At 43.2% G+C, this 24,132-nt stretch carries 22 protein-coding genes; 3 read left to right on the forward strand and 19 right to left on the reverse strand.

The genetic code is table 11. The features are described 5' to 3' along the window. The first annotated feature begins 1 nt into the window (after position 1). Positions 2–799: an alpha/beta hydrolase gene (locus PH210_RS19255; protein ID WP_289987804.1), complete on the forward strand. Its 798-nt coding sequence runs from the start codon at positions 2–4 to the stop codon at positions 797–799. A gap of 17 nt (positions 800–816) precedes the next feature. On the opposite strand, the gene PH210_RS19260 is transcribed toward PH210_RS19255, so the two are convergent. The 10 genes from PH210_RS19260 to PH210_RS19305 all read right to left on the reverse strand — a co-directional run bounded on the left by PH210_RS19260 (position 817) and on the right by PH210_RS19305 (position 9,176). Then, a complete protein-coding gene (locus tag PH210_RS19260) occupies positions 817–1,272 on the reverse strand; it encodes a DUF2269 family protein (RefSeq protein WP_289987805.1) in 456 nt (151 codons plus the stop codon). An 85-nt stretch (positions 1,273–1,357) separates the two neighbouring features. Further along, a complete protein-coding gene (locus PH210_RS19265) occupies positions 1,358–1,861 on the reverse strand; it encodes a GNAT family N-acetyltransferase (protein WP_289987806.1) in 504 nt (167 codons plus the stop codon). Then, on the reverse strand, positions 1,852–2,412 hold the full coding sequence (locus tag PH210_RS19270; RefSeq protein WP_289987807.1) for an HD domain-containing protein: 561 nt from the start codon (positions 2,410–2,412) through the stop codon (positions 1,852–1,854). Before PH210_RS19270 ends, PH210_RS19265 begins: the two co-directional genes overlap by 10 nt. Positions 2,413–2,487: 75 nt before the next feature. After that, positions 2,488–3,561: a sulfate/molybdate ABC transporter ATP-binding protein gene (locus tag PH210_RS19275; RefSeq protein ID WP_289987808.1), complete on the reverse strand. Its 1,074-nt coding sequence runs from the start codon at positions 3,559–3,561 to the stop codon at positions 2,488–2,490. Between the two features lies 1 nt (position 3,562). Beyond that, the gene (gene cysW, locus PH210_RS19280) at positions 3,563–4,435 is read right to left on the reverse strand and encodes a sulfate ABC transporter permease subunit CysW (protein ID WP_289987809.1); all 873 of its coding nucleotides are present in this window, start codon (positions 4,433–4,435) and stop codon (positions 3,563–3,565) included. A 379-nt stretch (positions 4,436–4,814) separates the two neighbouring features. Continuing rightward, positions 4,815–5,636: a sulfate ABC transporter permease subunit CysT gene (gene cysT, locus PH210_RS19285; RefSeq protein WP_289987810.1), complete on the reverse strand. Its 822-nt coding sequence runs from the start codon at positions 5,634–5,636 to the stop codon at positions 4,815–4,817. A gap of 339 nt (positions 5,637–5,975) precedes the next feature. Then, positions 5,976–7,049 (reverse strand): sulfate ABC transporter substrate-binding protein, encoded by a 1,074-nt coding sequence (locus PH210_RS19290; protein ID WP_289987811.1) that lies wholly within the window; start codon positions 7,047–7,049, stop codon positions 5,976–5,978. Positions 7,050–7,220: 171 nt separating this feature from the next. Further along, positions 7,221–7,388, reverse strand: coding sequence for a YezD family protein (locus tag PH210_RS19295; RefSeq protein ID WP_289987812.1), 168 nt, complete (start codon positions 7,386–7,388; stop codon positions 7,221–7,223). Positions 7,389–7,670: 282 nt separating this feature from the next. Next, entirely contained in the window at positions 7,671–8,177 is a 507-nt protein-coding gene (locus tag PH210_RS19300) for a GNAT family N-acetyltransferase (RefSeq protein WP_289987813.1), read from the reverse strand. Positions 8,178–8,192: 15 nt separating this feature from the next. Beyond that, positions 8,193–9,176, reverse strand: coding sequence for a glutathione S-transferase family protein (locus tag PH210_RS19305; protein ID WP_289987814.1), 984 nt, complete (start codon positions 9,174–9,176; stop codon positions 8,193–8,195). 227 nt (positions 9,177–9,403) lie between these two features. Here PH210_RS19305 and PH210_RS19310 point away from each other — a divergent pair, with 227 nt between their 5' ends. Then, positions 9,404–10,705: a helix-turn-helix domain-containing protein gene (locus PH210_RS19310; protein ID WP_289987816.1), complete on the forward strand. Its 1,302-nt coding sequence runs from the start codon at positions 9,404–9,406 to the stop codon at positions 10,703–10,705. A 252-nt stretch (positions 10,706–10,957) separates the two neighbouring features. Next, a complete protein-coding gene (locus PH210_RS19315; protein ID WP_289987817.1) occupies positions 10,958–14,707 on the forward strand; it encodes a S8 family serine peptidase in 3,750 nt (1,249 codons plus the stop codon). Between the two features lie 278 nt (positions 14,708–14,985). Here the strand turns inward: PH210_RS19315 and PH210_RS19320 are convergent, their stop codons facing one another. The 9 genes from PH210_RS19320 to PH210_RS19360 form a co-directional block, all read right to left on the reverse strand. Continuing rightward, positions 14,986–15,120, reverse strand: a complete 135-nt coding sequence (locus tag PH210_RS19320; RefSeq protein ID WP_289987818.1) for a YjcZ family sporulation protein — start codon at positions 15,118–15,120, stop codon at positions 14,986–14,988. Between the two features lie 192 nt (positions 15,121–15,312). Further along, on the reverse strand, positions 15,313–16,272 hold the full coding sequence (locus tag PH210_RS19325) for a VOC family protein (RefSeq protein WP_289987819.1): 960 nt from the start codon (positions 16,270–16,272) through the stop codon (positions 15,313–15,315). Between the two features lie 58 nt (positions 16,273–16,330). Next, positions 16,331–17,116, reverse strand: a complete 786-nt coding sequence (locus tag PH210_RS19330; protein ID WP_289987820.1) for an SDR family NAD(P)-dependent oxidoreductase — start codon at positions 17,114–17,116, stop codon at positions 16,331–16,333. Between the two features lie 182 nt (positions 17,117–17,298). Beyond that, positions 17,299–17,808 (reverse strand): aromatic-ring-hydroxylating dioxygenase subunit beta, encoded by a 510-nt coding sequence (locus PH210_RS19335; RefSeq protein ID WP_289987821.1) that lies wholly within the window; start codon positions 17,806–17,808, stop codon positions 17,299–17,301. 47 nt (positions 17,809–17,855) lie between these two features. Next, positions 17,856–19,160, reverse strand: a complete 1,305-nt coding sequence (locus PH210_RS19340; RefSeq protein WP_289987822.1) for an aromatic ring-hydroxylating oxygenase subunit alpha — start codon at positions 19,158–19,160, stop codon at positions 17,856–17,858. Positions 19,161–19,286: 126 nt separating this feature from the next. Further along, a complete protein-coding gene (gene nadX, locus PH210_RS19345) occupies positions 19,287–20,072 on the reverse strand; it encodes an aspartate dehydrogenase (protein WP_289987823.1) in 786 nt (261 codons plus the stop codon). An 84-nt stretch (positions 20,073–20,156) separates the two neighbouring features. Further along, positions 20,157–21,602 carry an aldehyde dehydrogenase family protein gene (locus PH210_RS19350; RefSeq protein WP_289987824.1) on the reverse strand — a complete coding sequence of 482 codons (1,446 nt, stop codon included), beginning with the start codon at positions 21,600–21,602 and terminating at the stop codon, positions 20,157–20,159. A gap of 12 nt (positions 21,603–21,614) precedes the next feature. Further along, positions 21,615–23,303: a thiamine pyrophosphate-binding protein gene (locus tag PH210_RS19355; RefSeq protein ID WP_289987825.1), complete on the reverse strand. Its 1,689-nt coding sequence runs from the start codon at positions 23,301–23,303 to the stop codon at positions 21,615–21,617. Positions 23,304–23,329: 26 nt separating this feature from the next. Continuing rightward, positions 23,330–24,121, reverse strand: coding sequence for an SDR family oxidoreductase (locus PH210_RS19360; protein WP_289987826.1), 792 nt, complete (start codon positions 24,119–24,121; stop codon positions 23,330–23,332). Positions 24,122–24,132: the final 11 nt, after the last annotated feature.

Below are 24,132 nucleotides of genomic sequence, written 5' to 3' on the forward strand. Positions count from 1 at the left end.
TGTGCTTGAAAATTTCCCTGTTTATATGTCCTCCTTTAATAAAGAAAGAATGATACGAGTCTATCTGCCGGAGAATTATAACGAATATGAAAGACGCTATCCTGTATTGTATATGCACGATGGGCAAAATGTTTTTGAAGACTTAGTGGCTATACGAGGGATATCGTTAGGAATGAAAGACTACTTGGATCAAACTAGTCTTGACATTATTGTCGTTGCGATTGACTTGAACCCTGAGGGCGAGGAGCGGGTAAACGAATATTGTCCATGGGTAAACGGCGAAATAAGTAAGAAAGTATTAGGTTACGCCAGTCCTTCAGGCGGGAGAGGTGATGAATATCTGGACTTCATCGTCCATGAATTGAAACCGCTCATCGATAAGAAATACAGAACGGTTACGGACCATACTTCGATGGCAGGCATTTCGCTAGGAGGTCATATTTCTACATATGCTGCCTGCAAGTATCCTCACATTTTTAAAAGAATCGCCGCTATTTCCCCAGGTTTCTACCGTAACCAGGAAGAAATCGAGAAACTATTAAGGAACTCCGACCTCTCCGCCATCGAGAAGTTTTACATGGACTTTGGCACAAAGGAAGTCGGCGAGGATGAGGAAATGAACCAGTTTTTCTTTGGTCTTACTAATGGTGTATATGAAATTTTGAAGGACAAAGTGGAGAGCCTTCACTTTGAACTAATAGAAAGCGCAGAACACCGCTACGAATTTTTTAGAAAGAGAATCCCATCAATGCTTTCTTATCTATATTCAGACCTCAACAAAACAGGTATGGCAGATTAATCGCCATACCTGTTTGATTAAAATGGTTTTAAAATCATTAGGGTAATGATAATAATAAAAATTACATTTGCCACGTATTCAGTTCGAAAAAGGGCTTTGGATAAGCGCCAATATTCCTCTGGTATTTCATCACCCTTATGGGATTCTAATAGGGCTTTTACCGGTTTGGACCTCGGTGATAGCAGGAGCGGGCCAGACGCAAGCGCCACTAAAAAGAGAACGAGACTTACGATATACCATCCCATCCGAAACAAGCTTGGATTAAGGAAGCCCATGATTAAACCCGTCACAAGTAAAAGCGTACCGCCAACCATCACATAAATATGTAACTTGTGACGGAGTCTATATGAATGCCGTAATTCGGTCATGGTATTTCCAGACTTGACAACTGTCGTTAAAATAAAACCGGGCCCCATCCCGATAATAGCCGAAAAAATATGAATAAAAACAATGACTTTGTAGAATGTAATCATTTCTTGGGCGACCTCCAATCTCTACAAAGTCATTTTAACACATAATTTCTCTCCTCATGAATCGACTTTGTTACATATTCATGATTTATAAATGCAAAACCATATGCTCATCTGCATAGTATACACCATTTATTTTCATGGCCTTTTCCTCATATCCATACTCTTTAAATCCTAATTTTGTATAGAGCTTTTTGGCCTTTTCATTAGTGGCAATAACAGATAGGTTTATTTTTTCAATGGCTTCGACAGATTTTGCTTTCTTTATCGCCTCGGTCATAAGTGCCTCTCCTACGCCAGTGCCTCGTTTTGACAGTGTTACATACATAGCATAGATATTGGCCCGGTGCTTGATTTTTTCCGCCTGTTCTTGCAGTAAGGTGACGACTCCTATCAGCTCCCCATTTTCAAACGCCCCAAACGTATAGTTCCCTGGCTGGCTGAAGTTTCGGGCTGTCTGCCCGATGGGATTTTCTCTTTTTATCGCATCTTCATAGCTTGTTAAAAAGGCCTCTGGATTTTGCTTTAACGCTTCTAATCTTAGCTCCCAATACTTTTCGGCATCAGCTGCTTCTAATAGTCTTACTTCCATGAGGGTTCCCCCTTTGTGTTAAACAACCTGTCCACTTCTATTTTTAATTCTTCCAACAACGTAAAGGTGGATTGGCTGCCTAGGCTTTCTACGATTTTCGTATAATACCACTTTTGCTGATCCTTCCCGGCATTAAATCTCTCCCATACTTCTTCGCCAACTTGTTCATAATCGTTTAAAATGGAGCGAATATTGTGGAGTTTATCGGCACATGCAACCGCACGAATACTTTCAGTAGCAGTCTTTAAAAATTCTATCGTATGTTCCTTTCTAGCTTTCCAAGGCAGCGATTTATCTGGTTCGGAGCAGCCCGCCACAACTTCAGCAATTTTCGCCCCAAACTCCCGCTCGGTATCTTCTAAGGTAAGTTCCGTATCTTCCACTGTATCATGCAGGATTGCCGCTGCGACGATGTCTTCACTGTACCCCGCCTTCAATACAAGCATCCCGACTGAAGCAGGGTGAGCGATATAAGGAATATCGGTATTTTTCCTAAATTGGTTTTGGTGTGCTTTACTAGCAACTTGAAGCGCTTTATCAATTACGTCCATTTGAATACCTCCCTTATATTTATTTTACATCGCAGTGTGGAGAAATGGAAAAAACAAGCAGCAATCTGCTTGTTTTCAAATGGAAAAATCCTCCGGTATAAAAACCTTCAACTGTTTTGGTTTTACGTACACTTCTTCCCCAGTTTTTAGATTAAGGCTTCGATAGTGTTCTTTTGTTAATTCCGCTTCTAAAAAATCTCCATTATCATTTCGGATAAGTTCAAGCTGGACCACTGCTCCAACCAAATGGATATAACTGATTTTTGCAGCAACTGAATCAAGGCTTTGTTCCCGTTCAATGCTGATATCATAGGGCCGGACATAGCCAACTGCATCCGTATTCATCGATTTCGCAAATTCAGGCGGTGCGTCAACCTGAAAATTCCCATGATGCAGTTTCCCATTATGCAAACGCCCCTTAAATAAATTGACATTACCTAAGAAGTGATAAACAAATGGACTATTTGGATTTTCATAGACTTCTTCAGGCGTGCCAATCTGCTCAATTTTCCCTTCATTCATAACGACAATCCGGTCCGCAACATCAAGTGCCTCTTCTTGATCATGCGTCACAAAAATACTAGTAATCTGGTAATCATCATGCAGCTTTCGAAGCCATCTGCGAAGATCTTTCCGAACCTTCGCATCCAGGGCACCAAAAGGTTCATCTAATAGAAGGACCTTAGGTTCAACAGCCAGGGCTCTTGCAAGGGCGACCCTCTGCCGCTGCCCGCCAGACAAATTGGATGGATAGCGGTCCGCATAAGCCTCAAGCTTTACTAGTTTCAATAATTCATAGACCTTGTCTTTTATTTCTTGTTTGGAAGGTCTTATTTTTCTAGGACGCACCTTTAACCCATAGGCAATATTATCAAAAACAGTCATATGACGGAACAAGGCATAATGCTGGAAAACAAAGCCGACTTTACGCTCCTTTGTATGGATGTGGGTCATATCTTCATCCCCGAAAAGAATGCTTCCCTGATTTGCCGCTTCTAATCCAGCAATAATCCTTAGCAAGGAAGTCTTTCCCGAGCCTGACGGGCCAAGAAGGGCAACGAGCTCTCCTGTTTGAATATCAATATTTATTTTTTCAAGGGCTGTAAAGGTGCCGAATGATTTTGAGATATTTTGAATTTGGATGCTCATTTTAGGAAGCTCCTTTCGCTTTCCATTCAATTACATTTTTTATGATCAAGGTAAAGATAGCAAATAACGACATTAAGGATGCGACTGCGAAGGCTGCGGAAAATTGATATTCATTGTATAAAATTTCAATATGAAGCGGCATCGTATTGGTCAATCCGCGAATATGGCCTGAAACAACCGAAACGGCGCCGAATTCTCCTATTGCTCGGGCTGTGCTCAAAATAATGCCATATAAAAGCCCCCATTTGATATTCGGTAATGTCACCAGCCAAAACGTCTTCCAGCCGCTGGCACCTAGTGTCATGGAGGCTTCCTCATCGGTGGTTCCTTGCGTCTGCATCAATGGTATCAGTTCCCTAGCGACAAAAGGAAGTGTCACCAAAAGAGTCGCAAGTACAATCCCCGGTACGGCAAAAATGATTTTGATATTATGTTCCAGCAGCCACTGTCCAAACAGACCGTGCGCACTGAATAATAAAACAAATACCAGACCAGCGATGACAGGGGAGATGGCAAACGGCAGGTCTATAATTGTAATAAGGAGACTTTTGCCTTTGAACTGGAATTTGGTCACAACCCATGCAGCCGTAACACCAAAGATGGCATTCAGTGGAACGGTAATGATGGCTATTACAGCAGTTAGCTTAATAGCGGCTAAGGCGTCAGGGTCGCTTATCGCATTTACAAAAACCGCTATACCCTTTTCGAAGGCTTTTATAAAAATCGCTGCAAGCGGCAGCAGCAAAAACAAACTTATAAATGCTAAAGCGATTGCGATTAGGAACCAGCGCACCCAGCGAGGTTCTGAATCTTGGATTCGGGTTTGGTTTTGCTGTGGAGAGGTTGAATATTGTAAAGAAACGTGCCCGGCCATGGTAACCCTCCTTGCTAAATTTTTTTGATTATTTTTTGCTATACATTACCTTTTTCTTTGTTTCAAACCTTTTTGGTCGAGTAGCCTCCTTCTACGTTACCCTTTTCCTCGTTTCTAACTATTTTTGGTCACGTAGACCCTTTCTACGTTACCCTTTTCCTCGTTTCTAACTATTTTCGGTCACGTAGACCCTTTCTACGTTACCCTTTTCCCCGTTTCTAACTATTTTCAGTCACGTAGACCCTTTCTACATTACCCTTTTCCTCGTTTCTAACTATTTTTGGTCACGTAGACCCTTTCTACGTTACCCTTTTCCTCGTTTCTAACTATTTTCGGTCACGTAGAAGCCATTCATAATCTATTACCTTTCCAAATTGAGCTATATAAACTTCCGATTCGTCCACCACTGCAATAAATTAATAACAAATAACAATATAAAAGAAAAAATAAGCATAACTGCAGCGATAGCCGTAGCTCCCGCGTAATCATATTGTTCCAGCTTCGTCATGATTAACAACGGGGTAATTTCTGTGCGCATCGGCATATTCCCAGCAATAAAAACTACAGAACCATATTCGCCCAAGGCTCGGGCAAATGCTAAAGCGAACCCTGTTAGTGCCGCCGGCAAGAGCTCTGGAAAGAGTACTTTTACAAACGTTTGCAATCGGTTCGCTCCCAAACTTGCGGAGGCCTCTTCAATTTCTTTGTCCAAGTTTTGCAAAACAGGCTGTACGGTGCGAACAACAAAAGGTAACCCGATAAAGGTTAAGGCAATGGTGATTCCTAGTGGTGTGAACGCCACTTTAAATCCTAAAAATTGCCCAATCCAGCCGTTTTCCGTGTACAACGTGGTTAAGGCAATTCCTGCGATCGCCGTCGGCAAGGCGAAGGGCAAATCAACCAGCCCATCAATGATTCGTCCCCCCGGAAAGCGATAGCGAACCAGCACCCAGGCAATTAACACACCGAATACAACATTGATGACCGCTGCCAGTAAGGAGGCACCAATACTGAGCTGGTAGGAAGCCACGACCCTTGGTTCCGATATTGTCTGCCAAATTTTTGACCACGGGGCAGCAGCAGAATTAATAAATATCATCGATAATGGCAGAATGACAAGAAAACTAATGTAAAACATCGTAAATCCCAGAGAAAGACCAAATCCGGGAAGGACATGATTTCTTTTTAAGGACCGAAACATGAGGTTGACCCCTTCCGCTTTAAACTTTTTGGGTAAATGAACCACTTCATTTACCCTTTAAGCACTTTTTCCTTTTTTGGGGTAATGAAACTCCGCTTCATTTACCCTGCTAACCCTTTTTTCCATGGTTGGGGCAATGAAACTCCTCTTCATTTACCCCGCTAACCCTTTTTTCCATGGTTGGGGCAATGAAACTCCTCTTCATTTACCTTATTAGCTCTTTTCTTCCCGAATTGGGGAAATGAAACACATTTTCATTTCCCCTAATAGCTCTTTTCTTCCTATTTAGGAAAATGAACGGGCACATCTTTCTATGAACTCTTACATTCGCCCCCCAAATTATTTCGGTTGATAAATTTGATCAAACGTTCCGCCATCATTGAAGTGCTTTTCCTGTGCTTTTTTCCAGCCTCCAAAATAGTCATCAATTGTTACAAGATTGATTTTTGGAAAAACATCCGCATACTTATCGAGAATGGCTTGATTGCGCGGACGATAATAATTTTTGGCAATAATCTCCTGTCCTTTATCAGTGTATAAGAACTTCAAATAAGCCTCTGCTGCTTCTCTTGTTCCCTTTTTATCTACCACTTTATCGACCACGGCAACAGGCGGTTCTGCGAGTATGCTTAGAGAAGGAACCACTATCTCAAACTTGTCCTTGCCTAACTCATTTAGCGTCAAAAATGCCTCATTCTCCCAAGCTATTAAAACGTCACCAATACCGCGCTCAACAAATGTCGTCGTTGCCCCCCGTGCCCCTGAATCAAGCACTTCAACATTTTTATATAATTGACTCATGAAATTTTTGGTCTTTGTTTCATCGCCGCCGAACTTTTCCTGTGCATAAGCCCACGCCGCTAAGTAATTCCATCTCGCCCCACCTGATGTCTTCGGGTTCGGTGTAATGACGGAAACGCCTTTTTTCGTAAGATCATCCCAATCCTTAATCCCTTTTGGATTTCCTTTTCTAACAAGAAAAACAATCGTGGACGTGTATGGTGTGGAATTATCGTCCAGCTTCTTTTGCCAATCCTTTGATAATAAGCCGCCCTTGTCGGCGATTTCATCGATATCATAGGCTAAAGCAAGTGTAACAACGTCGGCTTCAAGGCCGTCAATGACAGCACGCCCCTGTTTCCCCGAACCGCCATGGGACTGTTGAATCGTCACTTGCTGGCCGGTTTTCTTCTCCCATTCCTTCGCGAATTCTGCATTAACCTCTTCGTAAAGCTCTCGAGTTGGGTCATAGGAAACATTTAATAATTGAATCGGCTCTTTCTTTTTAGCCGCATCCTCCGTCTTCTTGGCAGGCTGGCTGCCCGCCTCATTGCTGCTGCATCCCGCTAGAACAAGAGCAAAAAGCATGAGAAAGAATGATAATTTGTAAGCAATTTTTCGACTTAATAACATTGTTAATCCCCCTTTTTTGTAATTAAAAAAGGCTGCCTATTTTAGCTCAATGCATAAAGAGAGATTGCCTTTATCAGGCAGCAAGCTCCATTAGCATTGTCTAAATATAAGCAGCCTTCAGTACGACTGATCGGCGACTTTGTTTGTAAAAATACGGTTTACATAGTGTGGTCACTTTTGGTTCTTTACACCCGCACTTTTAGAGGCAAAGCGCGTTTTTTCTGTCTTATCTATTTGTGTGATATTACCGTCATGGACGGTTATGATTACAGAACCATACTCCATATTTTTTAAAGTTGACAAAATAAAATTGGCCTTGGCTTGATCCACAATTGCCATTTAATCATCCTCCTCTTAAACTACATATTTCATATAAGTTTACTTGGTTTTAACTGAATAAAAATCCCTTTTAACGGACAACAATGAGGACTCCCCTTACTAATCGGATAAATCATGATCATCCACTCCCCCCTTCTGAACAAAAAAGGCCTACACTCAGCAAATGAGTATAAGCCTTTGGTTATCCAATCAGCTTAATATTAAATTATCTCCCAAACTCTTAAATTATTACCATTTTATTCTGACTTTTCCGACCTGTCAAGTGTGTTTTTGAAAAATCTCTTATTCTTTAAATGATAACCGAAATGCCTTTACGACGATCCCATCATCAGCGGGCACAAAGTCCAATTGGGGCACCCGCTCAAAGCCAAGGCGCTCATACAATCTCATCGCTCCATCCATAAATTCTCCCGTATGAAGTCCGATTGCTTTATGTCCCTTTGCCTTCGACCGACCAATGCATTCATGAATTAAAGCTGTTGCTATCCCTTTCCCTCTTGCCAGAGGGGTAACCGCAAGCATACGGATTTCGGGATAATCCTGTTTTTCCACATATCCGTTATAGGCATCCGTTTGGGCCGGAAACAAAACGACACTCCCCAGTATGGATCCATCTACAACTGCCACAATCCGCTCGACATCTGGGTTATTATCACTTTCTGATAAAATGCCACGCTTCAATGCCTGCCAATGCCCATCGGGAATTTTTTTCGCATGTTCTTCGTAGGAAATAACTCGCTGCTCCCGAATATACGGCATTTCCTCATCTTTAGCATCACGTATGATCATTTTTATGCCCACCCCTCAATGGATTAAAAACTTTTCGGTTTTATTACTTAATACTTCACGGTTATGCGGCGAATGCAAACCTGATAAGTCCGGACCCTTCGGCAATATATGAAAGCTTTTTTGATCATCGCTGGCAATATGGTTGGATAAATGATAATGCACTTTAATCGCATGAAAATCAGTCGTATCCCCAAATCCAGGAGTTTGATAGAGATCACGCAAATAGCCCCATAGATTGGGAAAATCAACAATCCGATTCCGGTTTGTCTTGAAAGCCGAGTAATAGGCAGCATCGAAACGGACTAATGTGGCATATAGCCGAACATCTGAATCGGTAATATAATCACCAAATAAGAAGCGGCGTGTGGATAGACGTTCTTCTAATTCATCTAATCCCGCAAAAAGGGTGTCGTACGCCGCTTCATAGGCTTCTTGAGATTGGGCAAAGCCGCATTTATAAACACCGTTGTTGACATCATGGAAAATGATATCATTTAAAGAATCTATCTCCCCGCGCAAGTGTTCCGGATACAAATCAGGAGCATTTTTTTTATGTAATGGGGCCCATACGGTTTCCAGATAATTGGTTAGTTTAAAATAATCATTGTTTACTACTTTTTGTTCCTTAACATCCACCATCACAGGTACTGTTGGGCGTCCAGAGTAATCAGGAGCTGTTTTTTGATAAATTTCGCTCATGTACCGGATTCCAAGTACTGGATCCACTCCGCCCTTATCAAGTGAAAATTCCCAGTCTACATGAGGAACCTTCGGACGCATTGGACTGGCGGTTCCTAAACTGATGGCCTCTTCTAGCCCAAGGATGCTGCGAACGATTACAGAACGGTGCGCCCATGGACAAACAGCCGACCATAAAAGCCGATATCTTCCCGCCTCAATCGGGAGCTCCCCTTCTTTATTTCCAAACGGTGCCGTAAATCTATTTTTTTGGCGGTTAAATGACCCATCCGAGTTGATTTCTTTTATTCCTTTTGACATAAGAAAAACACCTTCTTTAGTGATTTTATCCATTTTAGTATGATTAAGTTTTATTCGTCAATAAATATCACTGACCATATGTAATATTCAGTTAAATATCCATTAATGATTTCTCCTTGGTGCAAAAAATGAAAAATTAATCCTATTTACTTAATTACTATTAATCTAAAAGTAGTTAAAATGTAAAAAAGTCCTTTATTTTCGTTCTAAGAGAGTAGGTTGATTGAATGTCCATAGGAAAAGTGATTTATTATCATCGCAGAAAGCAAAATAAGACGCAGGAACAGCTATGCCATGGCATTTGCTCGATTACACACTTAAGCAAAATAGAAAATAATACGAAAGACGCCAATCCCAAAACACTAAAGCTGTTATGTGAAAGATTGCAGATTTCAATAGAGGAAGAAAACAAAAAGACCGAATTAATCAGGCAGAAGCTGGATGTATTTTACGAGACAATTGAACGGATGCACCAGGAAAAGGCAGCTGCAATCTATAAGGAATTGCAGGAGGACAAGGAATACATCTATTGTACAGACATGCTTTATTTATTTGAGCTATATAAGCTCCGTTATTACCTCCTTTTAGAAGATCTTAAAGCTTTTGAAAAATCCTCATTAGGAATTCATCGGTACATCTCGAAGTTTTCTCCCTTTGAGGCATTTGTATGGGATCTTCTTCAGGGAATCTATTATGGGAAAAAGGAACAATTCCCGAAAGCACTCCTCTACCTGTCCCGCGCGGAGGAACAGGCAGAGCAATTTCAGTCAAAAATTACAGAGTATTATTATTTCCGGTCAGCCTTGGAAGGCCACTTATGCCACTATTCTTTATCCATTCATTATGCCTATAAGGCCTTACGGATGTTTCAAAATACAAATAACTTTTTACGGATTGTTTACGTGAAAATGATTCTTGCGGTTAATTTTATTTATATTGGTGAATTTGATAAGGCTAAAGAAATGCTTCTTCATATTTTAAATGATGCAGAAATGCTGCAGGATACAGAGACACGGTCCCTTTCCCTGCATAATCTCGGTTTTTTGCATTATAGACAAGGAAAAATAGAAGAATCGGTCAGCCATTATTTGCTGGCCCTTCAACTCAGAGAAAAAAACACTCTTAATTATTACATAACGATATCCAGTCTGGCAGAGGCCCTAATTTCCGATTCACATCATGAAAAGGCAGCGGGTATCTTGAAAGAAGCGCTAGATTCCTTTCAGGATCAAAAATCACCGCGTTTTATAGAATTGAAAATCCTTTATCATGAAGCAGTCGGCCCGAAAAAAGCACTTATTCAATTTCTAATTAATCATGGATTATCCATCATTGAAAATCATATGTCTGCCGATAGAGGGAGCAAATATCTTCAGATGATGGCCGCCTATTACGAGGAAAATCAAGACTTCCGTTCCGCCAACCATTATCTTCGAATTGCCAACCAGCATCTTAAGAATCGGCTTTTCAATATAGGGTCTCCCGTTGAACTTAAGAAAGCGAATATTATCGAGAAAAACGATCGTTAGCTTAATAGACTGACAAAGGATAATTGCCCGCAGCAATTGTCTTTTTTTGTCGGCTAATTAGAATTGTCCCAAGTAAACCTGATGATAAGGCTTCATTATTTTACACAAAGAACCCCTTCTTCTCAAAAATTCCTCCTTCATCCACCTCCTAAAAGCGAGAATTGTCCCAATTAACAGTCTACTTAATCCACTCTATAATTTTTTAATAGATAGATGGAAAGACAAATTTTTTACAGAATAGGAGAATGCAAAATGGAAAAGCCTAGATTCAAGAAGTATTTTGCGGCGATGATGACTACTGCTCTTCTTACCGTACCCACTCTTCAAGCGTTTGCCGATGACTCTAGCAAAAATTTGGTAAAATCTGCAGACGGCATTTCAGAAGTTTTACATGGTATTAACGCAAAAGCGAGTACAGGAAAGCATGTCATCACGCTTATTACGGGGGATGTTGTCACTGTAACAGAGTTAGCCGATGGGCAAAGTGTCATTAGCGTAGAACCCGCTAATCATGCTGGCGGTGGTGCACGAATAATGACAGTCAACAAGGATACATATGTCATACCTGACCAGGCAATGCCATATTTAGCCTCCGGATTCATGGATAAGGATTTATTCAATATCACCACGCTCATTGCTGATGGATATGATGATGCCTCTCAAAATACTTTGCCTGTCATCGTCCAATATTCTGAGTCTAAAACTCGTTCCGCTGCGCCTAAACCTACACCAAAAGGAGCCAAGCAAACCCATGTGCTAGAAAGCATTAATGGTGTGGCACTCTCCACTGATAAAAAGGAAGCGAAAACGTTCTGGCAAGACATCACGAAAGGTGCACAACAAGCCAAGGCTTCACGGGCAGCGTTGACTCCAAGAATTGAAAAAGTCTGGCTGGATGGCAAAGTGGAAGCCACCCTTGCAGAAAGTGTTCCACAAATTGGTGCACCAACGGCTTGGAATGCCGGTTATGACGGAAAGGGTGTAAAAGTAGCGGTGCTTGACACCGGAATCGATGCAGAACACCCGGATATTTCTGGTCAATTGGATGCTTCAAAGAGCTTTGTCCCTGGTGAGGACGTAGAAGACCATCACGCTCACGGTACACATGTCGCATCCACTGTACTTGGAACAGGAGCAGCGTCAGAAGGAAAGTATAAAGGGGTAGCTCCAGGAGCCCGTCTATTAGTTGGGAAAGTGCTTAATAATGAAGGCTTTGGCCAAGATTCCTGGATTATCGATGGCATGGAATGGGCTTCCCATAATGCCAAGATTGTCAGCATGAGTTTGGGAAGCAGCGAGACAAGTGACGGAACAGATCCAATGGCTCAAGCTGTCAATAACCTGAGTACAGAGACAGGTTCTCTGTTTGTCATTGCAGCAGGAAATACTGGTGCTGAAGGAATTGGTTCACCGGGAGCAGCAGATGCAGCACTAACAGTTGGTGCGGTGGACAAGTCTGATCAGCTTGCTTGGTTCTCCTCCAGAGGACCCCGAAATGGAAATTCAGGGCTAAAACCAGACCTCACTGCCCCTGGCGTAGCGATAACGGCGGCACGGTCTCATTTTGCCACGAATGGACAGGGATCCTATCTCACAATGGACGGAACGTCAATGGCAACACCGCATGTTGCCGGAGCAGCGGCGATCCTTTCTCAGCGCCATCCTGATTGGACAGGCACAGAACTGAAGGATGCCCTGATGAGTACAACGAAGGAGCTGGATGAAATTAAGCCTTTCGAGGGCGGAACAGGTCGTGTTGATGTTGCAGCCGCAGTATTAGGCAAAGTACGGGCTACTGGCTCCATCGATTTTGGCTTTTTCGACTGGCCGCATGATGGAGATGTTCCGGTTGTGAAAAAGGTTACCTACACGAATGACAGCGACCAGCCGGTAACACTGAATCTCTCAGCAAAAGTAACAGATAACAGCGGTTCAGATGCCCCTTCAGGGTTCTTAAAGCTTTCAACAGATAAAGTTACGATTCAAGCAAAAAGTTCAGCTGACGTCACCGTCACTCTTGATCCTCAGCTAGGTGCTCTTGGCGCCCGTTATCAAGGACAGCTTTCAGCAGCTGCAGATGGCAAAACAGTTGCACATACCGCTATTGGCATGATTAAGGAAGAGGAAAGATATCCACTTACGCTTAAAGCAACAGATCGCGACGGTGCTCCTGCCCTAGCCTACATCAACCTTCTTGGCCCTGATGGAATTCCACAGTTTATGGCCGTTGACGGTACGAAGGAATTACGACTGCCGCCTGGAACTTATTCAGTTATGTCAATGATGGATGTTGACGAGAATACAGATCATGCCGGTGTTGCACTCGTCGGTAACCCTGAAATCCAACTAAATGGACCGCAAACAGTTGAACTGGATGCCCGTAAAGCGAACAAAATTACCGCTAATGTCCCAAAAAAGACCGAAGCGAATTTTAGAAAAATGGAATATCACCGCACGATTGATGGAAATAACGTCGAGGACATTTACGTTCTGCCAGTTTGGAAGGATCATATGTACGCTCAACCAACTAAGCCAGTAAAAAATGGTGACTTCACCATGAACACACGCTGGCGTCTTACAGAGCCGTTATTGACGATCAACTTCCACGGACAAGAATTAGATGATATCGCTCAAGCGGGAAGTACGCTTCTAAAAGGGAAATACAATTTGGATACCGTTTATGCAGGCAAGGGTGCTGCTGCAGAATATAATGGATTGAATGTAAAGGACAAGGCCGTTATCGTGGAACGCAGTGACGAAGTTTCCGGAGCTGAGAGGGCTGCGGCTGCCAATAAGGCCGGAGCTAAACTCTTGATTACTGTAAATGATGGACCGCAAGAACTGAGCGAATATGTTGGAATTGAAAATGAAGATTTTTCACTTTCAGATAGTCCAATCGCGGTAGCTGCTATTAGTGGAACAGAGGGTAAAAATCTCATTGAAGCTGCCCGTTCTGGAAAATTGAAATTGAATGTCGAAGGTAATCCTGATAGTGATTTCATTTATGATCTTGTCGATAACCATCATAATGCAATACCAAAGGATTTAACCTATTCACCAAAAACAAAGGATCTTGTAAAAATCAATACTCAGTATAGATCAGACCGCACGGCTCCAGGTGCGGAGTTCCGCTGGGATCTCCCGGCATACCGCCCAATTGGAGTAGGCTACCCTATGAGTCTATCATTGCCAGCAGTCCGAATAGAATGGGTATCCGCCCAGGAGGGTACATCCTGGTATCATCAGGCAAGTGTGCTAGACGGCCAATGGGAAGTGCGTCAGCCTTTAGCCCAATACAAGCCAGGGCAGCAGTTAGAGGAAGACTGGTTTGCTCCAGTAGTCCGCCCTCGCTTTGGTGATGGCTTCTGGGTACCTTACCGTTCAGGGAACAGTCTGATTATCAATGTTCCTGCATGGGCTGATTCTGGCTTAGGAAGCACTGGGGCAGAAATGACTTACCCTGGTCAGCAAACACTAAAGCTTTATCAAGGTTCTAAACTCGTAAAAGAGGGTAAAGGGCAAGCAATCTATTCTTTTGCAGACTATCCTGTTGAAAATACCCAATATCGAATAGTCAGTGATGCCTCCCGTGATGAGGAGCGCTGGCATACATCCGTTCGAACTCATACAGAGTGGACGTTCTGGTCTAAACAGCAAGAGGAATTTAAAACAGATTTACCTCTGCTTTCGCTTGATTACAAAGTGGATACCGACATGAACGGAGACGCCCTTGCCGGCCATTCAGCTAAAATTGGTTTGTCGGCGATCCAAATTTCAGGCGCTCCAGGAAATGGAAAAATTGATGGAGCATCCCTTGAGGTTTCGTTCAATGAAGGCAAGTCCTGGGAAAACGTAGGATTAGTTGCTGAAGGTAAAGGCTGGACAGCCACAATCAAGCATCCAAATAAACCGGGAAGCTTTGTCTCCCTTCGGGCCAGTGCCTGGGATGATGCAGGAAGTAGTATTAAACAAGAGATCATAAAGGCATACGGATTAAAATAGTGGGGATTTAAAAAATTGAATTAAGAATCCTTGAATATAAAAAAGTAAGCTCCTTTTGGAAGCATACTTTTTTAAGGTATTTTTCACATAAAATACAAGAAACGTCTGCTTGGGGTCAGCAAACGTTCTCAGGAGGTAAAAATTTTATTTAGATTTGGCCTTGGTGTAATAATATCTTATGTACAAGACAGAAAAGTGATTAGACAAGTGCTGAGTCTGATAAAAAAATTTCAACAAAAAAAGCCCTAACAGGCTTTTTTTGTTGAAGTATTGTTTTCTTAGAAGCAGATAACTGCTCCTACGATGATTAACAAAATAAACAATACAACGATTAAAGCAAAGCCGCCGCCGAAACCGCAACCGCCGTAGCCGTAGCCGCCGCAACAACCACCAAATCCACCATAACCGAACATATATAGACCTCCTTTAGACTTATTCCCTACAATTTATGTAAAGAAACTAAGATGTGGAAGGGCACTTTACCTAGAAATTTTATGGAAAAAATACAGTACCAATTCTGTTCCGCAAAGTTTGCTATTCCTCAAAACAAAAAGGCCCCGTATTAGGGACTTCTTCTGAATAATATTTCGAATCTTTTCCCGCGATTAGTATCTTTCAAGTAATTCGATGATTACTTTGTATGTAGCGGTCGTATCCATATAAGCGTATCTCCCTTTGCCGTTCCAAAAATTCCCCCTTTGGATAACTGGATAGCCTAGATTCTCTAGCAATTTCACTTTTTCATCCATATCATGTACGACGAATGAAATATGGTGGACACCTTCTCCTTGAGTTTCGAGTTGCTTTTTCCACGTGCTTGGTGAATCACCCGGCTCAATTAATTCCAGCTGAAGTAACGGCGTGTTAATAAACAGATATCTCGACTCTGCTTCGGTTGGTTGGCCTTCAAAGACAACCTGAGTCAGCTCACTTGGACCTGAATGAATAATAGCTGGTTTTTCCACACTCAATAATTTGCAGTACGATTCGGCCGCCGCATCCAAATCTTTTACAACAAGCGCAAGCTGCTCGACTTTATTGGTTCCTAATAATGGAGTGAAGACATCAGCAGGTGGTGTGGTGTCCCTTGGTTCCGCACTTTCGAGCAATTCCAATAGTGTTTTATAATCGTTTAACGTATCCACATACACGTATCTGCCATCACTCGACGTAAATTCTCCGCTCTGCAGGAGTGGATATCCGTTTTCCTCAAAAACTGGCAATCTATCTTTTATAGAATCAACATCAAAAGCGATATGATGAATGCCTTCTCCGACTGTATCTAAAAACTCGCGCATGGTACCAGGCTCCTGGTTCGGTTCAATCAATTCAATTTGCACCGTCGGAGTGTTGATGAATACCAGTTTACTGCGGGAATCCGTTGGCTGGCCACGAAAGACTACTTTTGACACTTCACGTTCTCCAGTTAAGAACCAATTGGGCTTAGGGATGCCAAGAAGTTTAGAAAAGGCTTCAGATGCCTGCTCAATATCACGAACCACAAAAGCAATTTGATTAATGACGTTATTGCCAGCCAGCGGCTTTTTTGTTAAGGATTCGGTCACGTCGATTCACCTCGGTTATAGTTTTTTTCAAAAAAATTGGGCGGTGGCACCCACCCCCCTAACCCAGACCGCGAACAGCCAGTCCTCCATCACTTGAAATCACTTCACCCGTAATCGCGCGTGCCTGATCGGATGCAAGAAGGATATAGGCGCCAACATGATCCTCAGATTTCATCGCAATTTGCAGTGGGTTCCGCTTTTTAATGCTTTTCTCTTTTGTTTCATTATCGACTATTTTGACAAAAGGCTGTAGAGGCGGAATGACATGCAGTGCCGTTAACGTTCCTCCTGGAGCCACCGCATTCACACGTATTTCTGGCGCTAATTCAAACGCCAATTGGCGCATTAAGCCAATTTGAGCATGCTTGCTTGCGGTATACCAAACCCCGCCGCCATCGGGATAGAAGCCTGCGCCAGAAACAGTGAAAATCATATTTCCCGACGTTTTCTTCAGCTCTTCTACACTGGCTTTTGCTCCGTTAAAATAACCCTTTACGTTGATATCCATCAGCAGATCATATGCATCCGACATGGCATCTGGCGTAACATTTTCAAACTTGGCAAAGCCGTCGAATACGCCGGCATTGGCCACAAAAACATCCAATTTACCGTAAGTTTCAACTGCTCTCTGGACTGCCTTAACATGATCCTCATAGACCGTCACATCGCCTTCGATACATTGAACCTTGTCACCCAATTGTTGTTTAAGTTCATGTAATCCAGCAGCCGATTTATCGAGGATGGTGACGGTTGCGCCCTCCTTTACAAATGCCTCGGTGACTGCCTTTCCAATACCGGAGGCACCTCCAGTCAAATAAATTGATTTTCCGCTAAGCTGTTCCATCAGGGCGCTCCTTTCTATTTAAAGCTGCTATTTTTAGAGTTTGGTATGCGAGAGTAAATGCTGATTATAAGAGAGTTAACCCCGTTTATCCGAGAGTAATTGTCTTCTATCCGAGAGTTAACCCCGCTTATCCGAGAGTAATCGTCTTTTTATCCGAGAATCACAACAAATCACTTTGACGATTAAACAAAAATAGCCAGATTTCTTGTATTTAAAGTCGTTTGGTCGACGATGAAGACGCGCTTGGACAGCTTCCATTCCCCGTCTACGAATGTAAATTCATCCTGACGCTCCCCTGAAATTAAATCGTGGTGGATATCGGTGCTTCGGCTCCGATAGATGGTCAAATAACTGTTTACAACCGCCTTTTCATTTGGTGCATACTCAAGAAGGCGGACATTATTAACAGACCTTCGTGTCCTTGATGGCGGGATTTCAGCCCAAGCGTAATCCGTTTTTAAACGATCAACGCGTATTTTCAATAATTCAATGTCGTCATAAAAAGCAAACATATCTAAAGAATAATCAGGACGTTCGATCCCTTCCTTGTTGACCCTGACCGGCATGGAATAAGAAATATCAGGGTGCAGCAAACTGAACCACCCATCAAAATCAATATCATCCAACAGTTTCGCTTCTAAATATAACCATTGTTCAAATTCATAGGTTGCCAGCATCTTCTCTAAACTCATCATGACTCCTCCTTACACTTTTTTATCTTCGTCACTTCAAAAATACTTTAAGAAGTCATTAGATCAAGCCAGTAGCGATAAAAGTTTCGTTGATTGGCCTCTGTGAATTTATCATCATAAACAACCCCTGGCCCAATGAAATCCTCTACAGGCTTGCGATGTAAGCCCATCGTATAGTTAAAAGTCAGCTGTTTAACCAATGGCATTGTACCAGACGCGGCAGCGGTAATATCCGTAAATACCTCTGTGTCATCCTGTTCAAAAATTCCAGAAGGACTGAATGTTAAAATAAACGACTCACGGGAGCGTCTTTTCCAATCGCTTGAAGCGTTCTTCTCCACTAACAGCCAAGTAATGACCTCCATCTTGTCGACACTAATAGGTCTCCAAAGACGAACAGAAGTATTAGAAATCAACTGACCTTTGACTTTTGTATGGGAAATTAGGAAAGATAGATTCGGAAAAATATTGCCAATCATATTTTTTAGATTGCACAAAACATCATACTGTTCTTCTGTTAAATTAGACTTGTATTCTTCTTTTAGTTCCTCCGGAAAAGCAAAATCAGGATTCGGAGTGCCCAAATTTAAGCCATGCCCATTGGTTGTATGAATTTGATAGCCTTTTTTGGAATAGGTGGCACTTGGGACCATTCCCAATTTAACAATGGAACCATGAGTAACCATCGTATGATAAGAGTCGCCGACAAAATTATCTGCACCTATTTTCCAGTTCGAGTGAATAACGAATCGTTGGGGCGGCCCCACGACCTCCATTTCGGCACGGCCTGCTAAAATATCGAGATACCATTTAAATTCACCCAAAAAGTCTTCTAAAGGTTCAGCCTGATCATTCCATGTGCCGAACAAAAGACCTTTGTAGGAATCGATTCTAATTTTATGAAGCCCTAATCCAGATTTATCGAAATCCCCGCCATAAATATCCTTTTGCAGCGGTACCCCAATACAATCTCCATTGTTTTTAAAATTAAAGCCATGATACGGGCAGGTAAACGAAGATTTATTTCCTGCATCGGCCCGGCATAGCTTCATACCGCGGTGTGTACACATATTATATAGGCCGCGAATTTCTCCATCTGAACCTCGTGAAATAATCACCGAATAACCAGCAAGGTCCCTTGTAATGAAATCATTTTTGTTTGGAATTTCAGATTCATGGCCGATAAACAACCATGTTTTTAAAAATACTTTTTTATGCTCAATGTCATAAATCTTTGGGTCACCTAGAAGCGAGGCAGGAATTGCGCCCATTTCTGGCTGAACGGATTCTTTTAAGTATTCAATCGCATCTTGCTGAGACATTTCTTCAAGATTTATGTTTGTTTTCATCATAGCCTATTCCCCCTAAGTACTAAATTCTTGTATCTTATTTTTACAGGAGAATGATTTCAAAAATCTTTGGGTTTCCCCTGTTTTCTTCCTTATTATAAATGAACATCCCCATTTTCATTCTAGCACTTATCCGACCTTGACCACCGCATCTTTGTTTTTCAAAACAGACAAGACACTAAGGGCAGCGAGGTAGCTTGTTCTTGGATTATTCGGCATCGGGTCATTCTCGACAACCAGAGATAATTTTCCGAACGACCCGGCGGCCTCAATCGAGTGGCTGTTTTTCCGAACTGCTGGATCCGATATTATTTTAACTACCGTCTTATCCGGACCCAAGCCCGCTAAGGACAAAATGATTGATACATTAATATTTTTCGGAAACAATTCAATCGCTTCATGAGCTGAGCCTTCGAACATCACTTGTTCGCAGTCGGCAGGAGCACCTGGCAAGGCCGCCGGAGGCTTCCTCGTTACAATCGAAACCGATTCCAGCTCGCCAATGGATTTCGCCGCCTTCAGGATATCCAATCCACCAATCGCCCCTGATGGCAAATATATTTTCGTGCTATTTTTTTGGCAAATTTCTTCAAGCTGCCGGTAAAAATCCACATCGGCTAACGCGCCGACACTGCTAAGCACTAAATCCTTGCCGCTTGCGAGAATGTCGGCGCCATAATCCTTCACCACTTGTATTGTCGCCGCTTCAATCACAACGTCAATGTCAGCAGACTGGATCAACGATTGCGGATCCAAAAAACTTTCTGTATCAAACTGTGCCGCAAGCTGCCCTGCCGTTTGTTCGTTTCGCGTATAAAGGCCGACAATTTTACTCCCTGGAAGAAGACCATTGATATTGATGCTTTGGAGAAGAAACTGCCCAATATTTCCTCCGCCAATTAACCCTATTTTCATCTGGTTTCCTCCTTTCTAAAGGTAATGTAAAAGTTTTAACTTCGAGAATTGTCCAGCTCCAGCGCCTAGGGGCTTCCGCTTTTCTTAGTTGGCCAAACCGTAAGAATCAGCGAAGTATTCCAGCCCGCAATGTCTTGTTTCACGAGACAATCCGCTCTCTTTTAAACCTGGAAAATCAAGATGAAGATCCTGGAACACAGTATGGTTATTGTGGAATACAGCGCCTGCCTCCAAGCGGTCTGCCAATTCCACCGCAAGCTCTTCATCTTCTGTCCAAACAGATGCCCGTAAACCGAACTCACTGTCATTGGCAAGCTTCACGACTTGATCGATATCGGAAAATGGGAGGATCGGAATAACAGGTCCGAATTGTTCTGCGCGAACAATTTCACTTGTTTGCTCTACACCGGTAATGATAGTCGGCATGATGTAATAACCTTGTTCCCATGATTCCGGATCGAGCTGAATGCCCCCTGTAATGACGTTAGCTCCTGATTCAGCTGCTCGTTTGATCAGGCCGTTGACATAGTCATATTGAGATTTATTATTTAAAGGTCCCATTTCCACATCAGGCTGAATCCCATTTCCAACCCGAATACGGCTGAATTCTTTCTTTAATTTTTCAACCGCTTCCTCATATCTAGATTCGTGCACATAAATCCTTTTAATTGCTGAACAAACCTGCCCTGCCGCACGAAGAACTCCAAAACGCAGACGCTTGATCGCTTCATCATCCAAATTTACATCCGGAAGAAGAATTGCAGCATCGTTCCCGCCAAGCTCCATGTACAGTTTCTTTACGGTGCCGCTGGCGGCGCGCATAATTTCCTTCCCCGTTTCCGTGCTCCCCACGAATGCAATCGTGCGAACCCGTGGATCCGAGCAAAGCGCATCCCCAATCACACCTCCGGAGCCTGACACAACATTGATGACCCCATCCGGAAAATAGGAAGCGACGACTTTTAAAAACGTCATGATCGTTAATGGACAGCTGGTTGCCGGCTTCACAACGACCGTATTTCCAGTCAGAACAGCCGGAATGACCCGCTTAAAGGTCAGAATCATCGGTGAGTTCCAAGGCGAGATGATTGCGGCAACGCCCCGCGGACGCTTGCGGATTTGCACCTTTTGATTCCCAGGCAGGCTTTTTGGCTGCCACCATTCTAGTAATTCCTCTGCCCCTTGCTTCATAATATCGATACATCGGAGTAAATCCTTTTTCGCTTCAACTAAGACCTTACCATTCTCGCGGACTAGCAGACTAACATTCTCTTCAATGATGGCACGAATCTCCTCAGCTGCCAGCTGCATCCGGTTTGCCCGGTCCTCAATTTTACTTTGCGACCAGCTTTCATAGGCTTTTGCTGCTGTTGCCACCGCCTGGTCTACATCCTCCTTTGAACATAAAGCCACCTCGCCGACCACTTCACTTGTATGTGCTGGATTGATGACATTTGCTGTTTTTGCCGCTTGAATCCATTTTCCGCCAATCAGATATTTACCAGATACAGATGGATATGTTGAAATCACTGTCATTCCTCCTTATAACTTCTTTGGCTTGAAAGCATCAGCTGCACCCGGAGGACCTCCAAATGGTTTCGCCATTGGTCCAACCGCATCCATGTCTACTACAATCATCGTTGGCTTTTTGTTTTCTACGGCCTTCTCGAGCTCTGTGACAAACTCTGCTGGTGAACCGATTCGTGATGCTTCAAATCCCATCGATTGACTTAACTGGACAAAGTCAGGGCTCATCAAATCAACAGCCACTTGACGTCCATAAGCGGCACTTTGAATATTTCGAAGCACCCCGTAGCCTGCATCATCAAACAGGACAATGATTAATGGCAGTTTTTCTTGAGCGGCGGTTGCCATTTCGCCGACATTGACCATAAACCCGCCATCACCTGCCATCAGGACAACCGGGCGATCCTTGTAGCCCATTTGCGCACCAATCGCAGTTGGCAGTCCTTGACCAATTCCGCCGCCAGATGCGTGAATCGATGTCCTAGGTTCATAGATTTCAAAAAGGCGGCTGCCCCACACATTCGCTTGTACGGTGACATCGCGGACTAAAATCGTGTTTTGCGGCAGTACTTTTCGCATGCCATCAAGAATTTGTTCGTATGGCCCAAGTGTGGCTCTTAACTGTGTACGCAATTCCTCTCGAACGGACTGTACCTCATCAAGATAAGCAGAATCCGGAACAATAGATGTATTAGATAATTCTTGATTTAACCCTTGTAAAATTTGTCTGGCATCCCCTACTAGCCCATAGCTTGCTTCATAGTTTCGATTGATCGCCAGCCAGTCGGCATCAATGGCGATGTGTTCTTTTGGAACAGTGACTTTCCAATTGGAGGTTTCATTCCCTCTAAATCGAACACCTATACTGATCAGCAAGTCGGCCTTTTTCAACAGGTCTTTCGTTAATTCATAAGCGGCAAAGTGACCGATGCACTGAGGATGGTCTTCTGGAATACTTCCTTTTCCAGACTGGCTTGTGATAACAGCAGCTCCAATCTTTTCTGCCAGTTCTTGAACTTCATTTGATGCACCAGACGTAATCACGCCTCCTCCTGCCCAAATAACCGGCCGGCGGGCTTGGGAGATTTTCATTAATGCCTCTTCAGGCAAATATGGAAGGGTTTGATTGGATGGAGCCATTGTTCTGATTTCATCAATCGGATAGCTAGGGATAATAGCAGATTGAAAATCAATGGGGATTTCAAGCGTTACAGGTCCTGACGGATAGGCAAAGGCATCCTGAATCGCTTGCCTTACAACTGCCGCAGCCTGTTCAGGCCTTCTTAAACGGACCGCTTTTTTACTGCACCCTTCCATCATCGACAACTGGTCCTTACATTCATGGATATATCCCCTGCCAGTTCCTAAATAAGATGAAGCCACCTCACCAGTTAGATGAAGAACCGGCACCCCTGCTGCCCATGCTTCAATTAAAGAACCGGCGGCATTCCCAGCACCCGTTCCTGTACTTGTAATCACTACTCCTAATTTTCCTGTCGCTCTAGCATAGCCGTCCGCCATATTGGCCGCGCCGCTCTCTCCGCGGGAACAGACTAAATGAATGCTCCCTTCGCGAAGAATGGCATCATAGATCGGCATATTATGGATACTGACAATTCCAAATGCTACCTCTACACCGGCACGGACAAGTTCTTTTACTACTGCATCTGCTGTTGTAAATTCCATTTGCTTTTGTTCACTCATCATCTATTCCTGCCTTTACCTGAAAATTAAAGCGCTTTCCCCAGCGCTCCAGCTGTTTCAATCGTGGAACCCGATACATAACTTGCTTTCTCTGAAGCTAAAAATAAAATCACACTGGCGACTTCCTCTGCTTCCCCTACTCTTCCCAGTGGAATATTTCTCTTTTTCGCCAAGTCTGCATAATAATCGTCAACATTCATCTCCGGCGCATTTTTCAATCTACGTCGTTCCCATTGGTCGGTTCGAATCAGCCCGAGGCTCACGGAGTTAACTAAAATATTATCGGCAGCAAGCTCTTGGGAAAGGGTCTTACTTAAATTCAGCAGGCCTGCTCTTGTAGCTGCTGTAGCAATCATATGTCTTTCCGGCTCTTTGGCTAAGGTAGCATTGATATTAATGATTCTGCCGCCGCCACGCTCGACCAAATACGGATGAACCGCCTTCACCGCGTAAATGATGGCAAAGTATTTCAATTGGATTTGCTGCTCCCATTGTTCATCCGTCACATCAAAAAAGTATCCCATGACACTTTGTCCTGCTGCATTCACAAGGATATCAATCCCGCCAAAATGGGCTGCTGTCCCGTTAATGAACTCATTGACATCCTCTTTACTCGTTACGTCGCATGTTGCCGCATAAATGGAATCGATGGAGCCAAATTGCAGAAGATGATCATAGGCTCTTTCCTTCCGCTCGTGGTTTCTGCCGCAGACCGCTACTTTAGCCCCCTCCTGAAGGAACATTTCCGCTGTTTTTAATCCGACTCCAGAGGTTCCTCCCATTATGACAGCTACTTTATCCTTTAATCCTAAATCCATCGTGGCACCCC

Origin of the sequence: Paenibacillus sp. BSR1-1 (assembly GCF_030403775.1) — a bacterium.
In the GTDB taxonomy this organism is placed as follows: domain Bacteria; phylum Bacillota; class Bacilli; order Bacillales; family Cytobacillaceae; genus Neobacillus.

What these genes read in the sequence shown, in the direction of transcription:
- PH210_RS19335 (WP_289987821.1), bottom strand. Translation starts at nt 17,808, where the DNA reads ATGAGTTTAGAGAAGATGCTGGCAACCTATGAATTTGAACAATGGTTA.
- cysW (WP_289987809.1), bottom strand. Translation starts at nt 4,435, where the DNA reads ATGGCCGGGCACGTTTCTTTACAATATTCAACCTCTCCACAGCAAAAC.
- PH210_RS19305 (WP_289987814.1), bottom strand. Translation starts at nt 9,176, where the DNA reads ATGTCAAAAGGAATAAAAGAAATCAACTCGGATGGGTCATTTAACCGC.
- PH210_RS19290 (WP_289987811.1), bottom strand. Translation starts at nt 7,049, where the DNA reads ATGTTATTAAGTCGAAAAATTGCTTACAAATTATCATTCTTTCTCATG.
- PH210_RS19270 (WP_289987807.1), bottom strand. Translation starts at nt 2,412, where the DNA reads ATGGACGTAATTGATAAAGCGCTTCAAGTTGCTAGTAAAGCACACCAA.
- nadX (WP_289987823.1), bottom strand. Translation starts at nt 20,072, where the DNA reads ATGAAAATAGGGTTAATTGGCGGAGGAAATATTGGGCAGTTTCTTCTC.
- PH210_RS19275 (WP_289987808.1), bottom strand. Translation starts at nt 3,561, where the DNA reads ATGAGCATCCAAATTCAAAATATCTCAAAATCATTCGGCACCTTTACA.
- PH210_RS19315 (WP_289987817.1), top strand. Translation starts at nt 10,958, where the DNA reads ATGGAAAAGCCTAGATTCAAGAAGTATTTTGCGGCGATGATGACTACT.
- PH210_RS19295 (WP_289987812.1), bottom strand. Translation starts at nt 7,388, where the DNA reads ATGGCAATTGTGGATCAAGCCAAGGCCAATTTTATTTTGTCAACTTTA.
- PH210_RS19300 (WP_289987813.1), bottom strand. Translation starts at nt 8,177, where the DNA reads ATGATCATACGTGATGCTAAAGATGAGGAAATGCCGTATATTCGGGAG.
- PH210_RS19355 (WP_289987825.1), bottom strand. Translation starts at nt 23,303, where the DNA reads ATGAGTGAACAAAAGCAAATGGAATTTACAACAGCAGATGCAGTAGTA.
- PH210_RS19265 (WP_289987806.1), bottom strand. Translation starts at nt 1,861, where the DNA reads ATGGAAGTAAGACTATTAGAAGCAGCTGATGCCGAAAAGTATTGGGAG.
- PH210_RS19340 (WP_289987822.1), bottom strand. Translation starts at nt 19,160, where the DNA reads ATGATGAAAACAAACATAAATCTTGAAGAAATGTCTCAGCAAGATGCG.
- PH210_RS19330 (WP_289987820.1), bottom strand. Translation starts at nt 17,116, where the DNA reads ATGGAACAGCTTAGCGGAAAATCAATTTATTTGACTGGAGGTGCCTCC.
- PH210_RS19360 (WP_289987826.1), bottom strand. Translation starts at nt 24,121, where the DNA reads ATGGATTTAGGATTAAAGGATAAAGTAGCTGTCATAATGGGAGGAACC.
- cysT (WP_289987810.1), bottom strand. Translation starts at nt 5,636, where the DNA reads ATGTTTCGGTCCTTAAAAAGAAATCATGTCCTTCCCGGATTTGGTCTT.
- PH210_RS19260 (WP_289987805.1), bottom strand. Translation starts at nt 1,272, where the DNA reads ATGATTACATTCTACAAAGTCATTGTTTTTATTCATATTTTTTCGGCT.
- PH210_RS19310 (WP_289987816.1), top strand. Translation starts at nt 9,404, where the DNA reads ATGTCCATAGGAAAAGTGATTTATTATCATCGCAGAAAGCAAAATAAG.
- PH210_RS19320 (WP_289987818.1), bottom strand. Translation starts at nt 15,120, where the DNA reads ATGTTCGGTTATGGTGGATTTGGTGGTTGTTGCGGCGGCTACGGCTAC.